General features: G+C 38.4%; 19 protein-coding genes. 10 read left to right on the top strand and 9 right to left on the bottom strand.

From position 1 onward, the window contains the following. Positions 1-2 precede the first annotated feature (2 nt). The 3 genes from ACK8HY_RS04055 to ACK8HY_RS04045 form a co-directional block, all read right to left on the bottom strand. Positions 3-365, bottom strand: coding sequence for a hypothetical protein (locus tag ACK8HY_RS04055; protein WP_416132850.1), 363 nt, complete (start codon positions 363-365; stop codon positions 3-5). A 191-nt stretch (positions 366-556) separates the two neighbouring features. Continuing rightward, positions 557-928 (bottom strand): hypothetical protein, encoded by a 372-nt coding sequence (locus ACK8HY_RS04050; protein ID WP_416132849.1) that lies wholly within the window; start codon positions 926-928, stop codon positions 557-559. Positions 929-1,113: 185 nt separating this feature from the next. Continuing rightward, on the bottom strand, positions 1,114-1,605 hold the full coding sequence (locus ACK8HY_RS04045) for a hypothetical protein (protein ID WP_416132848.1): 492 nt from the start codon (positions 1,603-1,605) through the stop codon (positions 1,114-1,116). A gap of 207 nt (positions 1,606-1,812) precedes the next feature. On the opposite strand from ACK8HY_RS04045, the gene ACK8HY_RS04040 reads away from it, so the two are divergent. Next, a complete protein-coding gene (locus ACK8HY_RS04040; protein WP_416132847.1) occupies positions 1,813-2,499 on the top strand; it encodes a hypothetical protein in 687 nt (228 codons plus the stop codon). A gap of 65 nt (positions 2,500-2,564) precedes the next feature. Continuing rightward, positions 2,565-3,206 (top strand): DUF4272 domain-containing protein, encoded by a 642-nt coding sequence (locus ACK8HY_RS04035; protein ID WP_416132846.1) that lies wholly within the window; start codon positions 2,565-2,567, stop codon positions 3,204-3,206. A 110-nt stretch (positions 3,207-3,316) separates the two neighbouring features. Here the strand turns inward: ACK8HY_RS04035 and ACK8HY_RS04030 are convergent, their stop codons facing one another. Further along, positions 3,317-4,528, bottom strand: a complete 1,212-nt coding sequence (locus tag ACK8HY_RS04030; RefSeq protein WP_416132845.1) for a DUF1266 domain-containing protein — start codon at positions 4,526-4,528, stop codon at positions 3,317-3,319. 247 nt (positions 4,529-4,775) lie between these two features. Here ACK8HY_RS04030 and ACK8HY_RS04025 point away from each other — a divergent pair, with 247 nt between their 5' ends. Both ACK8HY_RS04025 and ACK8HY_RS04020 read left to right on the top strand, forming a co-directional pair. After that, entirely contained in the window at positions 4,776-5,333 is a 558-nt protein-coding gene (locus ACK8HY_RS04025) for a Crp/Fnr family transcriptional regulator (RefSeq protein ID WP_416132844.1), read from the top strand. A gap of 54 nt (positions 5,334-5,387) precedes the next feature. Next, positions 5,388-5,984 carry a DinB family protein gene (locus ACK8HY_RS04020; RefSeq protein ID WP_416132843.1) on the top strand — a complete coding sequence of 199 codons (597 nt, stop codon included), beginning with the start codon at positions 5,388-5,390 and terminating at the stop codon, positions 5,982-5,984. Between the two features lie 188 nt (positions 5,985-6,172). Here ACK8HY_RS04020 and arsC read toward each other — a convergent pair whose 3' ends face one another. Then, the gene (arsC, locus tag ACK8HY_RS04015) at positions 6,173-6,529 is read right to left on the bottom strand and encodes an arsenate reductase (glutaredoxin) (RefSeq protein ID WP_077435085.1); all 357 of its coding nucleotides are present in this window, start codon (positions 6,527-6,529) and stop codon (positions 6,173-6,175) included. An 891-nt stretch (positions 6,530-7,420) separates the two neighbouring features. Between arsC and ACK8HY_RS04010 the strand changes: the two genes are divergently transcribed. Both ACK8HY_RS04010 and ACK8HY_RS04005 read left to right on the top strand, forming a co-directional pair. Beyond that, complete coding sequence (locus ACK8HY_RS04010) at positions 7,421-8,329, top strand: helix-turn-helix domain-containing protein (protein ID WP_077435089.1); 909 nt, start codon at positions 7,421-7,423, stop codon at positions 8,327-8,329. A gap of 82 nt (positions 8,330-8,411) precedes the next feature. Beyond that, on the top strand, positions 8,412-9,413 hold the full coding sequence (locus tag ACK8HY_RS04005; RefSeq protein WP_416132842.1) for an aldo/keto reductase: 1,002 nt from the start codon (positions 8,412-8,414) through the stop codon (positions 9,411-9,413). A 210-nt stretch (positions 9,414-9,623) separates the two neighbouring features. Here the strand turns inward: ACK8HY_RS04005 and ACK8HY_RS04000 are convergent, their stop codons facing one another. Continuing rightward, the gene (locus ACK8HY_RS04000; protein WP_077435093.1) at positions 9,624-10,712 is read right to left on the bottom strand and encodes a porin; all 1,089 of its coding nucleotides are present in this window, start codon (positions 10,710-10,712) and stop codon (positions 9,624-9,626) included. 198 nt (positions 10,713-10,910) lie between these two features. Continuing rightward, a complete protein-coding gene (locus tag ACK8HY_RS03995) occupies positions 10,911-11,033 on the bottom strand; it encodes a hypothetical protein (protein WP_416132841.1) in 123 nt (40 codons plus the stop codon). A gap of 516 nt (positions 11,034-11,549) precedes the next feature. Between ACK8HY_RS03995 and ACK8HY_RS03990 the strand changes: the two genes are divergently transcribed. The 4 genes from ACK8HY_RS03990 (at position 11,550) to ACK8HY_RS03975 (ending at position 15,614) form a co-directional block, all read left to right on the top strand. Then, complete coding sequence (locus ACK8HY_RS03990) at positions 11,550-12,281, top strand: class I SAM-dependent DNA methyltransferase (protein WP_077435095.1); 732 nt, start codon at positions 11,550-11,552, stop codon at positions 12,279-12,281. Positions 12,282-12,409: 128 nt separating this feature from the next. Continuing rightward, positions 12,410-13,141 carry a 3-keto-disaccharide hydrolase gene (locus ACK8HY_RS03985; RefSeq protein ID WP_077435097.1) on the top strand — a complete coding sequence of 244 codons (732 nt, stop codon included), beginning with the start codon at positions 12,410-12,412 and terminating at the stop codon, positions 13,139-13,141. 359 nt (positions 13,142-13,500) lie between these two features. Then, positions 13,501-14,961 (top strand): S41 family peptidase, encoded by a 1,461-nt coding sequence (locus ACK8HY_RS03980; RefSeq protein WP_416132840.1) that lies wholly within the window; start codon positions 13,501-13,503, stop codon positions 14,959-14,961. A 203-nt stretch (positions 14,962-15,164) separates the two neighbouring features. Beyond that, positions 15,165-15,614: a hypothetical protein gene (locus ACK8HY_RS03975; protein ID WP_139351077.1), complete on the top strand. Its 450-nt coding sequence runs from the start codon at positions 15,165-15,167 to the stop codon at positions 15,612-15,614. Positions 15,615-15,664: 50 nt separating this feature from the next. On the opposite strand, the gene ACK8HY_RS03970 is transcribed toward ACK8HY_RS03975, so the two are convergent. Both ACK8HY_RS03970 and ACK8HY_RS03965 read right to left on the bottom strand, forming a co-directional pair. Then, entirely contained in the window at positions 15,665-16,135 is a 471-nt protein-coding gene (locus ACK8HY_RS03970) for a hypothetical protein (RefSeq protein ID WP_416132839.1), read from the bottom strand. Between the two features lie 209 nt (positions 16,136-16,344). Continuing rightward, a complete protein-coding gene (locus tag ACK8HY_RS03965) occupies positions 16,345-16,662 on the bottom strand; it encodes a DMT family transporter (RefSeq protein ID WP_077435105.1) in 318 nt (105 codons plus the stop codon). Positions 16,663-16,726: the final 64 nt, after the last annotated feature.

Here is a 16,726-nt window from a genome sequence, read left to right as displayed (position 1 = left end):
GTTTAATAGCCTGATCTATACATTTGATTGATGTAAGCGGTATAAATTCCGATGGGAATCTTGCCAGTCACCATTCCACGCAGCGATTCGGGGCAGGCTGTCAAAATACTGTCCAATGAGAAAACAAATATATTCTCCACTGCATTTTGGAGTCTCCGCTCCCCTTTTTCGTGCATGTATTCCATCAGGTGCAGTGCTTTACCCAACTCATCCTCGCGTCCTTGCTCGATCATCTTTTTGATATACGATGTAAGGATGCGGATTGTTGTGATTGGATTGCCAGCATTTTCTGGCTGCGAAATTTCTGCTTGCGCCAATGGTATCACCGAAACAATGATCTCCTGAGCTTGCTTTATATTCATCATATATTCACTTTAAGCGGTTTAAACATTCTTGTTATAAAATAGCTTTTTATAAATCCGATATTAAATAACACCGGCTGTCATCCGAACTTTGGCCCGCAATCGATTTTGGCTTACAATCGGTTATACAAGCCCGCCGTATGATTACATTAGTTATTTTCATAGGGATAGTATTCGCCAGCTTTGTTTTTCTCCTAGTCATGCCTACCTTCTGGAAGAATAAGCTGTTGTATCGAAAGGGGCAAACGGGCCTCGAGGTGACTCCATTCAATCCTGTTACATGCTTTTTTAAATCTGGAGATGGTCTTTGGTAGTAATCCGTTTATTACAATCTGGAGTTCTGAAGTTCCGCGCTCAAGTATATAAGCCACGACCTGCATGACCCATTCAAAACGGCGCCAATCTTTGGCATAAATGACATCCTCAGCAAACTGAGATATGACATTGACAATATTTTTGTAGTCCTTTTTAAGTTCGGTTTTCCTGAGTCTAAGATTCAGCTCCGGGATTACAGCGGCAACAAAATCCACCGTCTGTCCTTCATCCATTTTTTTTCTTGCTTCCATTACATTGTTTTTATGAATACCTATTATTCATTGTTACTGGCATAAGCCAAACAACATTCCACAACAAAAAACAAGAAATAACAAACTGAAATACAGCTCTATAAATTTATTTTACAAAGTTTTTAATAAGAAAAATGATATCAAAATGAAAAGGTTATTCTCAAATTGGGATAAATCGATCTCCATTACATTGTCCAAAGACTCCATTTCGATTTTATTGCGGCTGGGTTTATTTGCGCTATTTTCTTATAAAATTTAACAAAATCTTTATTCCATAGGGTATAGTTGTGCGTAAACTTAAATACTATTTTTTGATTGACAGCTCCATTGATAATGACTTGCCAGACCCTTTGATTTGTGATTGTTATCGAAGTCTTGCTCAGCTCGATGATATCCGTTAGCGGGAAAACCGCCTTTCTCTGCTGTTTATTATCAATAGCATAAAAGTTTATATCATCAAAATAGAAATCTTCATCACTGACAAGATTATCTTCCAAGCCACACAGGAAAGGACGGGATGAAATCTTTCTGATCTCTTCTCCTACCAGATCAGCTGAAGCTTCATAACTGATCTGACTATTTTTAGGTTTAAATCCAGCAGTATACTTCCTGAAAATTAGGCTAAATAGTACAATGAATAGCGCAAAGCCTATTAAAAATATTAGGTATAAATACATTCTTCTCTTTATTAAACGAAACTTGTCTTTCACTCCAGACATCAAAAAAAACTGTCTAAATATGTAATGCAGTAATTAATTAGCCGCACAAAATTATCAAATATAATCCAATATGCAGATTTTTATGGACGACAGCGAAATAAGATGGGCCGAAGGTTTTATTTTACTGCTGAATTAACTATTTTAGGTACAGTAAGATCAAGATCGATGGATTATTTAAATAAGATAAGGAAGTTATTTGCTTTAGAACAGGATGGTATTGACGGATATAGCGAACTAGAGATCCAGAAACTTGAAGAAAAAATAAATATCGTTTTTCCTAAAACTTTACGGATATATTATCAGACTTTGGGTGCAAATAATAACATCAATTATTGCTATAATCGATTACTTAGCCCCGAAGATGATGTAGTGCTATTGGATGGTTATTTACCCATCTATGAAGAGAATCAGGCTGTAGTCACCTGGGGAATCAAAACGACAGATCTATCTTTGGATAATCCGCCGGTGTATGCAAATTACGATACCACATACGATTCAGACTGGGAGCTAGAAAAAACACATGTTTCAGACTTTTTGTTGATGATGGCAATCTATAATGGCACTTTTGGGGGTTTAAGGTATTATGCCAATTGTCTTCACACGATTCCCTCCACTATGGTGGCTGCAGTGGAAAGCAATTGGGAATTAATTCCGGAATTGAGTGTTGATAACCAAAAAATATTTACCCGAGATTATACGGATGTTGTTAGCCTATCTTTTGATGGCAACGGAGTATGCCAAGGGGCATTTGTCGGAACAATGGATCCGCAACTCTTTGACAATATACTTGAAGTACTTGATGTTGATTGGTCTTACATTTCATTTGAAGATGAAGATGAAGATGAAGATTAAAGCAGCTATGTATAAATTTTCTGCGAAGAAATCCGGCTATTTAAATGAAAATCATTGTTAAAAGTATGACTATAGAAGAAAAGAATGCCATAAAAGAGGCGAATATCAAGCAAATTGAGGCCGAAAATTACCGCTTTACAGCTTGGCTACCAGTTTTAGAGGATCCGAATACCAGAAGCATTGATGCAGTAAGAGGGAGAATGTCTGTCATGAATGCGTTGATCAATATATCCTTTGAAGCTCCAGTAGAAATTATCAGGAACTGGATCGACCATCATGGTCTGAGCAAACATTTATCGAAATGGGAACAGGAAATTCTACAAAAAGATAACGATGCACTTTCAGACCGTGAACTTAATTCATTAAGATGGTACCTTGAGGGGCTCTGGGCATTGATGTGGGCAACTGAACTAGTCGATAATCTAGATGAGACCGCATGGTGTGGCGATCATATGGCCTCCTTGTTGCCAAACCTCGAACGCAATGAAAATAATGAAAAAATTGATCGTCTGTCGTCGTTAAAAAGTGGAAATGAAATTTACGCCATGCTTGATTTTTATTACCGCTTACATTGGTACTGTGTTGATGAGAGGCTAAAGGGAAAACAAGCATTGATCAATGAAGGACTCGTCTATGAGCGCCGAAAAGCATTGGAATGGCTTATCAACAAAGATTCAGATTGGGATGATATCGAGATGGGAACATAAAAAATCACTCAATGCTTGTCATTGAGTGATTGATAAGCGGCATAATATGCCGCTATTTTTATAATAAACAACAGTATGATACGTATTTCCGTTTCTTGCGATAAAAAAGACTAACTTCCAAAACTGATAAAATACAAGGGTGTATCGCCGGAATGATTCTCGACACGATCAAGCCCCTCAAAGAATATATGATCCCCCAGTTCCTTGCCTATCAATTGTTTCTCCATCTGATACAATAGGTCCAGTGCGGTAAAATTCTTCCCATTGGAAGCTTGGATTCGGGCGCATATATCTACTTGAAAATACCCATCCTCTCCATTATCCTCATCAAAAGCCTCTTCTTCATCATCCATTAGTACCTCATTGGGATTCAAATCTTCCATCCCCTTGATCCAACACATATAACAAAGCTCTATTTCGGGCGCATCGACCACAATTTCATTGGCATCCCACTGCGCCCGATCAGCTAAAATATCACGCTGATACTCCGCAACATCGGCATCAAACTCCTGGGAGCTATGATACGACTTGGCCTGAAATGTCCAGGCAATAGCTGACAGCACACGGTCTTGGACTGGTTGGGTATTCCAATCAATATTATTCCAAGGACTGCCTATCTTTTCCCTTAAATAGCCAACATATCTTTTTAAATAAGATTTCCCGATTTTATTGTTCAGCCCAACATGATGTTCTCCCTCCAAAAATTTTTCGGAGAAAGTATGCCAGTCTTTAAAGTGCAATGTTGCGTAGGAAGAAAGCTTTTTCAAGATATCCAAAGCGTCTGATTTCGGCAAATATCCTACATCAGCTGCGGCGGTCGTGATATGACTACTGACAGTAATGGCAAGCGCATCCACACCGGATTTGCTGATATCCCAGCTTCCACTGTCGATCTGATCTTCCCGACCTTCCAAGACGGTACCCCCTGTCCTAATTCCGAGCAAGTTAAAATATGCTGCTAATATTTGCAGGCAGCATTCGGTATCTGCAATAGCGAAGTCTCTTTTCAATAGTTTCACCAGTTCATCGCGGTACTCCGCTTGTTTGGGATAAGTTCCGAACTGATATAGATGAACCGGATAAGTTCCATCATCACCTGCACTACCAAATACGGTAAACCAATCGCCAAAGACGATAACGCGGAATGCCGCTCCCAATGCTGTACCAAATTGTTCTTCATAAGGAATATTGTTCAGCATATCCTTACTGTTAATCTGCTGTTTTTTTGCTTTATCCAATTCCGCTTCCTCTGCGAGTTCCTCTTTCGCTTCCCTTACACCCTCCTTTGCTGCACTCAATAATTCTTTGAAAAATTTAAACATAATTTTAAAATATTATTTTTAGCTAATGATTCCTATTTACATTTTATCGCAACCCCAAAAGGCTTCATGCAGTGAGTTTAACGACTCATGACCACCTTTATGGGCTTAAGATTTCAATTTACTGCTGTAAATCTGAAAATAAATATTTACTTTTTATTCAGAAATCCATATTAGTCTGGAGCCCGGCCATATTTGTCGCCGAAGACTCCATATTTGAAGGAAGATAACAGGAGTAATTTTCATCATTATGAAAGCTCCATTCATTAAAGCAATATCAGACATGATTGTATTCAAAGATCTAATTACACCTGCCGTTTTTAAGAAAACGCTTACATTCAAGCGGAATGAACTGATTAAAAGCAGCGGAACTGTAGACTCAAAAATATACTTCATAAAAAAAGGCAGCCTTAAAATTTCCATCTTCCAACAAGATGCCGAACAGATTATCCGGCTAGGTTATACTGGAGATCTTATTGTGGCCATGGACTCCTTCTTTGATGGTTGCCATTCAGATTTCGTTATTCAAGCCATAAAGAAAACTGAAGTATTGGTCGCGGAAAAAGAAGATTTTATGCATTTCGTCTACGAAAATCCTGAGAACACTTCGCTTTACATCAACATATTAGAGGGATTGGTGAAGCAACAGCTTGACAGAGAACAGGATCTATTGCAGGACTCCCCTAAAATCCGATATGAGCGTGTTTTTAAGAGAAACCCTATCTTATTCCAAATTATTCCCAATAAACATATTGCCAACTATTTGAGGATGACACCTGAAACTTTTTCACGGATCAGTAAATCTTGAGTTCAATCAATTTTTTTGCCCTTTTTTTTCGTGTATTTTATCAAAAAAACGAAAATGAAATATAAATCTTTAGCATTACTTGATCAGCTCAGTACACAGACAAGGGAACATATGACTTTTGTTGAATCGTTGAAAACACTGTCGTTAGATGATCTCAATAAACGGCCCCATAAGGGCTCATGGAATACCTTAGAGTGTATCGCACATCTCAATCTTTATGGAAACTTCTATCTGCCCGAAATTTCAAGAAGAATGGCTGCTAGTCAATCGAATACAGCAAGCTATTTCACCAGTGGCCTTTTAGGAAACTATTTCGCAAAAAGTATACTTCCAAAAGATCGGCCCAACAAAATGAAGACATTCCAGGAGATGGATCCTATACATAAGCAATTGGACGAAAATGTGCTTGCTGTCTTTTTGGAACAACAGGAGAAGTTCCTTCAATTACTTGAGCAGGCAAAATCAAAAGATCTCAACAAAATCCGAACAAATATTTCCATCAATAAATGGATAAAAATCCGTCTCGGAGATACCTTCCGTTTTCTGGTTAACCACAATATCAGGCATATCGTACAGATAAAAAATATCCTTTCAAGCTGCTCCATTATTGATCAAACCAGTCCGATTTTACCAGCTGCCAATCACCAATAATAGCACCAACTTATTTTATTAAGAAATAGAAATGAATGCCTCTAAAGACCTCAAAGAGCATATTTCAGCGCTTTTAGACAAGATGGCTAAGGATACTTTAACTATGTAAATAATTTGAAAATATCCAGCACCGATGCGAGTATATTTAGTAGCTGTTTCATGGAAAAAATAGCGCAATTATCGCGCCATTAGGATGATCGTGGTGTAAAGAGCTCGATTACTCTTTCCAAGGGGCGGCCGATAACCGCTTTACCATCTTTAATAATGATAGGCCGTTCTATCAATATGGGGTTTTGCAGCATCACCTCAACCCACTCCTCATCCGTCAATTGAAGATGTTGAAATTTTTCAAGGAATAGAGCTTCATTCTTTCGAATAAGCGCTAGTGGTTTAAGTCCGAGTTGCGACAATATTTCAATGAGCTCAGCTTTACTGGGGACTTCTTCAAGATACTCTTGCACCTGCAGATCTACAGTATGCTCTTGCAAAAAATCCAACGCTGCGCAACTCTTGCTGCATTGTTTATTATGGTATATTTTAATCATAGTAGCTTTTTGTTGGGCCTTATTATTTGAGATTATTTTTCGAATCTAATAAAAATTCCAAAGGAAATACAGGCAGATTTCGTTTTCTCCGAGGGGGCGCAGGATCCTCCCAAGGGAATTTACTTTTCTCTTAGGGGATCTTGGTTTTCTCCTAAGAGGATGTGGCATTCTCCCTGGGGAGTTTACTTTTTCCTTAGGGGATTTTGGTTTTCCCCCAAGGGGACGCAGCATTCTCCCAAGGGAATATACTTTTCCCTTAAGGGATTTTGGTTTTCTCCCAAGGGGACGCGGCATTCTCCAAGGGGAATTTACTTTTCCCTTAGGGGATTTTGGTTTTCTCCCAAGGGGACGCAGCATTCTCCCAAGGGAATATACTTTTCCCTTAAGGGATTTTGGTTTCCCCCGAAGGGAACGCAGCATTCTCCCAGAGGAATTTACTTTTCCCTTAAGGGTTTTTGGTTTCCTCCGAAAGGGGGCACAGCATTCTCCCAGGGGAATTTACTTTTCCCTTAAGGGATTTTGGTTTTCTCCCAAGGGAACGCAGCATTCTCCTGGGGGAATTTACTTTTCCCTTAGGGGATTTTGGTTTCCCCCAAAATTCACCATCGAGAAACCAAAGCAGCAAATCATGCGATTAAAAGCAATAAATCCACTTTTTACAAAAAAACAACTTGTAATTCAATAAATCATAGGGGTAAAATTCTGCCAAAAAGTTTTTTGTGCTTTTTAGATTTTGGCAGAATTTTACCCCTCCAATGAGCTGGGAATTGTTTATATAGGCGGGCTAGTCTCTTATTTATTTGAGAGACACGGAAGTTATCAGCAATTCCTCTGGGAAAATTGAACTGTAAATGACCGTGGTTTGTAAAACGAATTTTATAATTTAGTAGTATGAACTCAGCTGAAAGTGTAACAGATTTCTACAAAAGACAACCGGGCTTTGCGAACCTAGACTTACCACTTAATAATACGGGTATTGGTCACTTCAATGTGTTTAGCCGAGAATCCTGTACTGTAGTCTCCCCTTATAACCGTCGTGATTTTTATAAAACTTCATTGATTATAGGTCGGGGTAAATTGTATTATGCTGATAAATGGATACAGATCGATCGACCTGCGATGTTATTTGCCAATCCGGTCGTGCCCTACGCCTGGGAACCGGAGTCTACGGCACAATCTGGATGGTATTGTGTCTTTACGGAAGAATTTATTCAACATAGTGAACGCATAGAGAGTTTAAAGGATTCTCCCCTTTTTAAAATTGGGAGCAACCCAATTTATTTTCCAAATACAGAACAGCTGGATGAAATCTCAACAATTTTCAAAAAAATGTTGTCTGAGATGAATTCAGATTACGCACATAAAGACGATGTCTTGCGCAGCTACCTGCATCTATTGATCCATGAGACAATGAAGTCAAGCCCTGCTCAGGAGTTTGGTGCATATACCAACGCATCTACCCGTGTATCGAGTCTATTTTTGGAACTTCTGGAACGTCAATTCCCAGTAAACACATTGGATACTGGTTTGCAGCTGAAAAGCCCAGGGGATTATGCCCATGCCCTTTCGGTGCATATCAATCACCTGAACCGTTCTGTCAAAGAAACAACAGGTAAAACCACAAGTGCACATATCGCCAGCCGCATTGCGCAGGAAGCGCGGGCATTGCTACTGCATACCAATTGGAATATCGCCGATATCGCTTATAAATTAGGCTTTGAATACCCTTCTTATTTCACAAACTTTTTCAAAAAACATACTGGAATGTCACCAAACCAATTACGGATGACGACTGTTTGAAAAATATAATTATCTGTTTGATTGTCTTAAGTAAGACACCGTATACCTTCGCTACTTTTGTATTGAACAAAATATAACAGTTATGAAATATAGAAATCTCGGAACAACAAACGAACAATTATCTGCTATTGGATTAGGTTGCATGGGAATGAGTTTTGCCTATGGACCTACAGACGAAAAAGAGAGTATTACTACACTTGAAAGGGCATTGGACCTTGGCGTAAACTTCTGGGATACAGCGGACATGTACGGCAATGGCGCCAACGAAGAATTGATCTCAAAAGTTCTGGTTCCCAATCGGGATAAGGTATTTATTGCAACCAAATTTGGCTTTCGTTTCAAGGATGGACAGGCGGGACCAAGCGGCACCGCAAACACTTATTTTGACGGATCACCTGCTTGGATAAAAATTGCTGTAGAAAATAGTCTCAGAAGACTTCGCATCGATACCATAGATCTGTATTATGCACATCGGGTGGATCCGAATATCCCGATCGAAGATACTGTAGGCGCTATGGCGGAACTGGTCAAAGAAGGAAAAGTAAGATATCTCGGACTGAGTGAGGCATCGCCGGCTTCGATCATCAAAGCCAATGCGGTTCATCCCATTGCGGCACTGCAAAGTGAGTATTCTCTGCTAACACGTGATGTAGAAAAAGAAATACTACAGACTGTACGTGATTTGGGTATCAGTTTAATCCCCTATTCACCACTTGCCAGAGGTTTATTTTCCAATACCTTAAATTTAGATAGTCTGGCAGCAGACGATTTTAGAAGAACACTTCCCCGCAATCAAGGAGAACATGCGGAAAATAACGCTCGTTTGATTGCTGAATTTGCGCTCTTAGCTCAAGATAAACATTGTTCGCCAATACAATTGGCGCTGGCTTGGGTGCTTGCTCAGGGGAATGACATCATTCCAATTCCAGGTACGAAAAAAAGAAAGTATCTAGAAGAAAACGCAGGTGCTATCGAAGTCCAATTGTCGGATTCGGATCTAAACGCCATTGAAGAAATACTTCGGAAATACCCGAATGTGGGCGCTCGTTATAGCGATGGTGCAATGGCATTGGTCAACAATTAATGGATCAACTTTAACCGATACGGGGTATAGCATGCATTTTACACTAAATGATCTCTCCGACTCCGTATTTGTTTTATTGAGACTTAAACCTCTATCCGCTTCTACCACTGAGACATAACCATACCCTAAAATGGGGTGATGTATTTTTCTAGGTATTATTTCAGGAACCTTGCTGTTGTCTATTGATCCAACAGCAAGGTTCATCTTTATTTAGAAACTAACAGTTAGTGCCATAACAGCCGTTGTGCTATTTTTCACCAAACTATTACTCCGATTTAGGAAGATTGCTTCTTTGTTGGTCAGATTACGTATTTCTGTCCGCCAGAGTACATTGGGGAGAATTGCATAATCAGCATTGAGCGAGTACCCAAATGTTTGGAACCCATTTTTTGCGTCGGTAGAGATAATGACTCCCTTTTTATCCTGATAGTATTCTCCCCGAGCAGTAAGGCTGAATTTATCGGATCCTGTATAACGTGCAATTAATACCGGGGTATACCAGACATTGTATTTGCTGCTCCCTTTTTCCTTTTGCTCTGCACCGATGTCAAAACCTACCGTGAATCCGACCTGTTTATTTAGCTGATAAATAGCATATAAGTTATGAAAATAGCGCATCTGTCTGACACTATCCGCTTTATCACTGCCGATAAAAGATCCACTATTGATCGTTAAATTACCGGTCGGCTTATATACAAGCTGATGTCCGAAGGCAGGCAAACTATTGCCATCGACACGCTGTATACGTTGCCAACCGTTTAATACAAGTCCGCTAAGAAATAATTTTCCAGATGCAGAGGTGTAAGATATTTTTGCGCCGGTTTCAAAATAGGGCGAATTATCGGCAAAAAGGCTCCTTGTCACTGTCCAATTGTCCTTTCCAATGGCACTTTCAAAACCCAAATGGGAAGAGAAAATACCGGCATCAATCCATAAATTATGCTTCTTTGAGATGCGTATACCAGCATTGGCTTCATAGATATTCTTCAATACTCCAGGCTCCGCCGCATAGTTGGCATTCATGTAGGTACCTGTTGCCAAGGTTACATTGGCCCGCGTCTTCTCCGTATTATAGGTAGCTTTTAGCATGGCCAGATTAATATTCACTTCATTGTTACGGTTATGGCTGTAAACAAAACCCGGACGTGTATTTCCAAGAGGGTTATTGAAATCCCGCATATAATAAGCTTCCACATATCCGTTGAATGAAAGCGGATTATTTTTCGTTGTGTCTTCCTGTGCAAATAGTGATGTTGTTGCCCCAAGTACGAGGGAGGCCAACAGGGTTAATTTCTTCATTTATTTAATTTTTGACTGTCATTTATTCTATTCGTATAGCTACGCTTTGGCATTTATTTTCCCATCATTGTCATTCTCCTATCACCTAGATTCGTTTTATTTCGGCTAAGGGCTGCAGCCCGTTGTATACTCGACATAGTGACTACTCCGACTATATCCTTTCACCAAAAGCTGATATCGCGATTGCATTTTCAAAATTTAACCGAGATACAGCTGATAGATCATGGTAAGGATCAAGATGATCATCACAACCTTCGCTATGCGATCCATATACAATTTTCGGGGCGACTGCTGCTCCTGATTTTCTTTTAAATCTTTCATGGCTAACGTTAACTTAAGTGTTGTTCTACTTTGTATTTTCTTAATTTTTCTCAAAGGAATCCATCACATTTTAAAGCATAACTAAAAGCAAAGTATTCGAGTTATTATCAGTACTCGTATTTTCACTTTGCTGTGGATTATTAAAGATTCGTGAACTATTATTTTCATTCTTGGAGATGTCATATCATCCGCGGTCGGTTTATCAGCTTCAATGTGGGCGGGCTCTGTGCCGATTCTTTTATTTTTCTAATCATCTTCATTTTTATATACGTTGTCCCTATATGCCAAACACTAGTCCACAGTTTTTACGAACAACGTAAAACACTAAAAGACAATAGATTTAAAAAGAAAAGATTAAAATCAAAATAGCTAGATCCTATCAGAATGAAAGGGTTATTTTATCAAAATGAGAATTGAACCCTCAGATAAACTATCGAAAAATAAAAACAAAAAACATGAATAATCTGTAAATTAGGTATTCAAGAATAGGGAGTGAATTTAACCCGTAACAATTAGATGCAAGAAAATAAATACGACGATCCAAAATTTTTCGAAGAATATAGCAAAATGTATCGGTCACAGAAAGGCTTATTGGGAGCTGGCGAATGGCATGAATTTCAAAAGCTCTTACCAAACCTGAGGGACAATGCTGTGCTCGATTTAGGCTGTGGGTATGGTTGGCATTGTCGATATGTGATTGAAAATGGCGCAAAATCTGTTATTGGCGTAGATCTATCCGAAAAAATGTTGGAGAAGGCCAACGAGATCAATAAACTGGAAGGAATCGAATATCAACGAAATGCAATTGAAGAGCTTACTTTCAGATCCGGACAATTTAATCTAGTGATCAGTTCTTTGGCATTTCATTACATACAAGACTTTGATGCACTCTGTCGGAATATTTACAATTGGCTCCAACCTGTAGGGAAATTTTTATTCTCGATAGAGCATCCTGTTTTTACCGCGCAAGGCAACCAAGATTGGATCTACAACAAAGATGGAGACAAACTCTATTGGCCTGTAGACAACTATTTTCTCATGGGGGCCAGAGAGACAACATTTTTGGGAAATACGGTTCTAAAGTACCATAGAACAATTACTTCTTACCTCAGTAGCATTCTACAAAGTGGATTTAAAATAAACGCTTGTGTTGAGCCTGAACCCAGTACAGAAATGCTCGAAAATTTTCCAGCAATGGGTGATGAATTGAGAAGACCGATGATGTTGATTATTTCCGCTGAAAAGTAGTTCGCTACATCGGCTTCCTCTGTAACAAATTTGCATAAGAGCCTGTATTTATAATGGAAAGCAAACATTAAAATTTATTTTAGTGTATCAGGTTCCTAAAAACATTCAAGTACAACAAACTTTAAACAATGATAAACTTAAACCTATTCAAAAAAATTGCAGTGGCTGCCTGTATCAGCTGTCTATTCTATTCGTGTAATAAGGAGGCTAGTGCTCCAAACACATTGACTGAGGAAGAACAAAAAGAAGGCTGGCAGCTCCTATTTGACGGCACTACCCTGAACAATTGGCATACCTACAACAATGAGAAAAAAGCACCGACGGCCTGGTTGGTGCGGAATGGTACAATCTATTGCGATCCAAATAACGAAAGTCAAAAATATGATCTAGTGTCCAACAGCGACTATAAAAATTATGAGTTCAAATTTGAATGGAAACTGGAAAAGGAAGGCAACAGTGGCGTTTTCGTCAATGTACAGGAACAGCCGGATATCAACGCGACTTATCACTCAGGCCCTGAATATCAATTGCTCGCAGATTCGCACCCTGACTTTGACAAACCATTAAAACGTGCTGGTTGTCTCTACATGTTTTTACCCCAACAAAATTTTGTCAGCACCAAAGCTAAAGATGATTGGAACCAATCAAGCATTGTGCAAAAAGACGGTAAAATAACCTTCTATCTGAATGGTACGGTCACCGCCGAAATGGATTTCAATTCGCAAAAATGGAAGGATCTGGTAAAACATAGTACTTTCAAAGATTTTCCGGAATTCGGTCAACATGTTAGCGGTAAGCTCGCCCTTCAAGATTGGTCAAGAGGTGTATCTTTTAGAAATCTAAAGATAAAGCAATTATAATCACACCTATATATAGCCTCAGAAGTCCTTCGTTCACACAAAAACGAAGGACTTTTTTACGCCTGATTTTATCTATTCCCCCCAACTACCTGATTATGCTTCTGATCTGGATAGGTTAAATCACAAATAAAGTTCAACCAATTTTAACACGATTTGCAATCACTCTCAATTTTAAATTTGAGTCCCTTTGTGCCGAATACCCGACAAATTTCGCAACATGTACTGTTCGTAAACGAACAATTATGCCCATCATCGGACACTTCAAAAGTTTATAAAAATCATATCTAACTTATAACAAAGCAACTATGAACTTGGCCAAATAATTGTCATCCTTCGGTTAATTAAAAATCCTAAATATTATGTTTAAGCTTATTCTGTCATTTGCTTCTATTTTCATTTTCAGTGGTAATCTACAGGCGCAAAACTGTAATTGTGCTGAAAACCTTAATTGGGTCAAAAAAATTATTGAAGAAAATGATGCTGGTTTTCAATATGCTTTAGATCAGAAAGGATTGGACGCTTACCAAGCGCACAACGTGAAGATAGAGCAGAAATTAGCAGCTGTTAAATCAAATTTAGACTGTACAAAACTCCTATCAGAATGGTTACAGTTTATCCGCAAAGGGCATTTGTCTATCAATCGAATCGATGGAAAAGATGTTGATGTACTTGTCTCCAAAGACGATCATAGCGTCAATATAGCTCACCCTTCCATCCCTTTCTCCGAAGAAGAATTTAAGCTTTACCTCTCTAAGAAAAAAAGACAAGATTTAGAGGGAATATGGGACTCTCCACCCTACAAAGTGGCTATCAAAAAATATCCTGAAGGATATAAAGGCATTATCGTCGGATCTACAACGGATAATTGGTTAGTTGGTGACGTCAAATTCACCCTAAATAATGAACTATCAGAAGGCACTTATTATCTTAGAGATAAATCCCAGGAAAAAATATCCTCCACATTAGCCATTGGAAAAAATATCTTTCAATTGGGTAATTACCTATATACTAGAAAATATCCAATAGTGGAAAACTCGCCTTTAGAAGCGGATTTTGCAAAATCATATTCAACAGATAAACCCTATCTTCAAAAGATTAATGCAAAAACAATTCTGTTACGTATCCCCAGTTTTAACGGTAGGCAAAAACAAACAATTGATAGCCTTATCGCCGCGAATAAACCACAGTTGAAAAAAACAGAAAACTTAATTATTGATATCCGAAATAACGGTGGCGGTAGTGATGGCAGTTATGCTGAAATTATTCCCTTCTTATATACAAACCCTATTCGTACCGTTGGTGTCACATTTTATTCCACAAAATTAAATAATAAGCGAATGTTGGACTTCTGCGAAAAGTATGAGGAATATGGGATTGATCCAAAAGACGTTCCTTTCTATAAAGCTGCTTATGATAGCTTGAGCAATCATTTGGGAGAATTTGTCAATGTAAGACCAAACAGAAAAATAATCAGCATTGATTCTAGCCATACGGCACTTCCCTATCCTAAACAAGTTGCGATTATCATCAATGGTGGAAATGGAAGCACGGCAGAGCAATTTTTACTTGAGGCTAAGCAAAGTAAAAAAGTTAAGCTTTTCGGCACAACAACTGCTGGTGTTCTTGACATCTCAAATATGTATTTTGTTGAATCCCCTTGCAAAGAATACAGGTTGGGCTATTCACTTAGCAAAAGTTACCGGATCCCTGAAATGGCCATTGATAATAAAGGGATACAACCTGATTATTATATAGACCAAAGTGTACCTGCCCACGAATGGGTTGAGCATGTCAGAAAAGTACTTGATGGTTCGAACTAACTGTTAAAAGAGAATTCCGACAACTTTGGCGCAATCTCCTAACAAGCTTCACCATTCGGTATTCGTTATGGTAATAAAATTGGCGTATATGGTGAATTTGGTTTCGGATATCTGGGTATCGCCAATGTTGGTGTATCTTTCAAATTATAATATTTCATACTATAAATTAGTATAGTTTTTCAAACATTTAGATGAAAATTATTATGATCAAATCTATCATATCATTACTATCTGTTGCGCTTATCAGCAGCAGTTGTTCAACTATCCAACATGCAGAAAAAATAGATTCAACTCAAGAGAATGTATCGGTAAAACTTCAGAATTCAAATCCCGTTACCATCAAAAATCCTTCTGGTAAAATTACCCTCTATGCTGTGACTGCAAACATCGCTGATGTACCAGCAACGATAATAGCTGAAAAAAGCTTTAAACAAAGTGAATTACCATTTGAGATTAAATTGGATCTTCCAAAAAATCATTACAAATTAATCAAACCGGCAGTTAACGAAACTGATCCCATAAAATATTACGTCGCTCTGGAATGGGACTCTAATGGTGACGGTACATTGGGCAAAGGAGATGTGAGGATTGACTTTAACAAGAAATTTCCAACCGTATATCTTGGAAATAATAATGAGGTATTTGTCTTATAAATGCTTTTGGAAAGTACAATTATAGACCGCTCAATTGCCCTTTGGAACTATTATCGCAAATCGATACGGGCATCGATCCAAAAGTACGCCCTGTTTTTTCGGAATAAATCATCGGGTAATTGATGGTTATAAATCAGTTCTTCCAATGTATTAAAATTGTAACGCAACACCTCATCGTTCTTAAACTGGATCGGACGTAAAATCGCGTCTTCATCATCAATAAAAATATCAGATTCGAAAAGATTGATTTGATTTGCTGTGACCCAAGCCATAGCGGCTACTCTATCCATTTTTATCAAAGCCTTGGCCGCTTCTTGATATTGTTTCATTTCCCAAGGGAGATCTTCGGGATAATGGGAGGCTACATAATCCTGATATATTTTTATGTTCCCTATTCGCAGGCATTCGTTACGAATCAACAATCTTGTTGTATCACGGGCAAAGCTCACATAGTCGGGATGCATAAACAAGCCGTACCGTTTACTATACAATGCTATCTTATCTGCCAATTCTTGCCTCATAATTTATGTACGCAACAAAAATCATCCCAACATCCTCTTTTATAGCAAGTTTTAAACTAAATTATTGATTTTTTAGTTGAGAAAATTTATTTTTCTCCAAATCAAGCAGCATATAGAAAATATCACAAGTTAATTTTTCCAATAAAGAGAAAGGATTCTGATATCACTCCCATTTATATGCAAAGCGATATCAAAATCCCTGATTGTTATTAAAATATTTTTAAGCCTACAATACCCGCCACGATTAACGTCGCCGACAAAAGTCTAAAGACGTTTGCTGAATCGCCGAAGAACAATATCCCGACCAGCAATGTACCGACAGCACCTAAACCAGTCCAAACCGCATAGGCTGTACCGATTGGAATAGCTTTTTGCGCGTAAAACAATAGTCCTCCACTGATAGTCATCGAGACGACAGCCAATATAATCCAACCAAATTTATTGCTATCTGGCTGTTGGGCCATCTTTAATCCTAAGGGCCAACCAATTTCAAAAATACCGGCAATAATTAATGCAATCCAATTCATTTTCAATTATTTAAATGATCCTCCACAAAAGTAGTGACTTGATCGGCTGCATTTTTTGATCTAT

This window comes from Sphingobacterium sp. NGMCC 1.201703 (assembly GCF_047784615.1).
Classification (GTDB): domain Bacteria; phylum Bacteroidota; class Bacteroidia; order Sphingobacteriales; family Sphingobacteriaceae; genus Sphingobacterium.
This window is presented reverse-complemented; position numbering and strand designations above follow the sequence as displayed.